Annotated in this window: 1 protein-coding gene; it reads right to left on the reverse strand. The window is 62.7% G+C overall.

Features of this window, described 5'->3' with window-relative positions; translation table 11 throughout:
• Positions 1-28 precede the first annotated feature (28 nt).
• Positions 29-1231 (reverse strand): IS110 family RNA-guided transposase, encoded by a 1203-nt coding sequence (locus IEW19_RS23115; protein ID WP_188573886.1) that lies wholly within the window; start codon positions 1229-1231, stop codon positions 29-31.
• Positions 1232-1469 lie beyond the last annotated feature (238 nt).

The raw sequence follows: 1469 nt of genomic DNA on the forward strand, positions 1-1469 counted from the left end.
CCGGCCATTGGGAATCTCAATGTTTCTGTCAAGCAGCTTGAGCGCGGACTCTTGGTATTGGTTCCTGGTAGGTGGTGTGGTCGCGGAGCATGGCCCAGAGGACGTTGATGCGGCGGCGGGCTAGGGCGATGAGGGCCTGCTTGTGGGACTTTCCTTCTCCGCGCTTCCGGTCGTAATAGGTTCTTGAGGCCGAGCTGTTCTTCAGGCTGGAGAGGGCGGCGAGGTAACAGGTTCGCAGGAGCCTGCGGTTGAAGCGACGTGGCCGGTGAAGGTTCCCACTGATCCGTCCGGAATCGCGCGGGACGGGAGCCAGCCCGGCGACGCTGGCGAGCCGGTCCACGCTGTCGAACGCGTCCAGGTTGCCGCCGATGTTCGCGAGGAAAGTTGCTGCGAGTACGGGGCCGAAGCCGGGCATGGTGAGCAGAATGTCCGCGCTGTGGTGCTGCCGGAAGAGCTCGGTGATCTGGGCATCGGTGGCGGCGATCTCTTCATCAAGGGTGCTGATTTGCTCGGCCAGCCGGACGACAAGGGCAGAGCCTGTGGTCTGAGTTGGCAGGACGGTGTGCTGGGAGTTCGCGGCCATCAGTGCCTTCTCTGCCATCTTTGCACTGTTCCGGCAGCCGCGTTTCCTCAGCCAGCCGGTGAGCCGGGTCAGTCCTGTCCGCCGGATGCCCTCGGGGGTCTGGTAGCCGCCGAGGAGGATCAGGGGCGCCTTTTTGGAGTAGTCGAACGCGCGCTCGAGCGCGGGGAAGTATTCCAGCAAGGTGGCGCGGAGCCGGTTGATCGCCCGGACCCGGTCGCAGATCAGATCCGTACGGCGGGCGGTCAGGAGCCGCAGGTCCACGCTGATCTGGTCAGCGCCGCGGACTGGTTGGAGGTCGGTTCGCATGCGTGCCTGGTCGGCGATGATCCTGGCGTCTTTCGCGTCGGTCTTGCCATCTCCGCGGTAGGTCGCGGCTGCGTGATGCACGATCCGTCCGGGGATATAGAGCATCTGCTGGGCGTGCGCGGCCAACAACTCGATCAACAGGGCCGCACCGCCAGCGTTCAGATCCGTGGCCCAACAGACTTCACCGCCGGCGGCGATCTCCGCAACCATGGCTATGAGTGCGAGCAGTTCGTTCTCGTCATTCTCGACCCGTTTCGAGAGCAGCACCGTCCCTGTCTGATCGATCACAACGCAATGATGAGCTCTTTTGCCCGAGTCGATTCCTACCCAGAATGCCGGCATATTCAGTCCCCTTCGCTCAGCTCCAATTTCGTTGGCCCTGTCGATAACTGCGCCGGCACGTCCTTACCCAACGATCAATGTCGTAATTCTCAATCAGCGGTCGAGTCATCGGCGGGCAGCGGGCGGCCATTCCCAGTGAGCCGTCCAAGCGGCAGGGAGATCTGTGCCATACCCGCCACCCGAGGGTGATCGAAACACTACGACAGCTCCGAAATCACCCTCAACAAAATCGTAAGGA

It is taken from the genome of Arthrobacter liuii (assembly GCF_014639275.1).
GTDB classification, from domain to species: Bacteria; Actinomycetota; Actinomycetes; order Actinomycetales; family Micrococcaceae; genus Arthrobacter; species Arthrobacter liuii.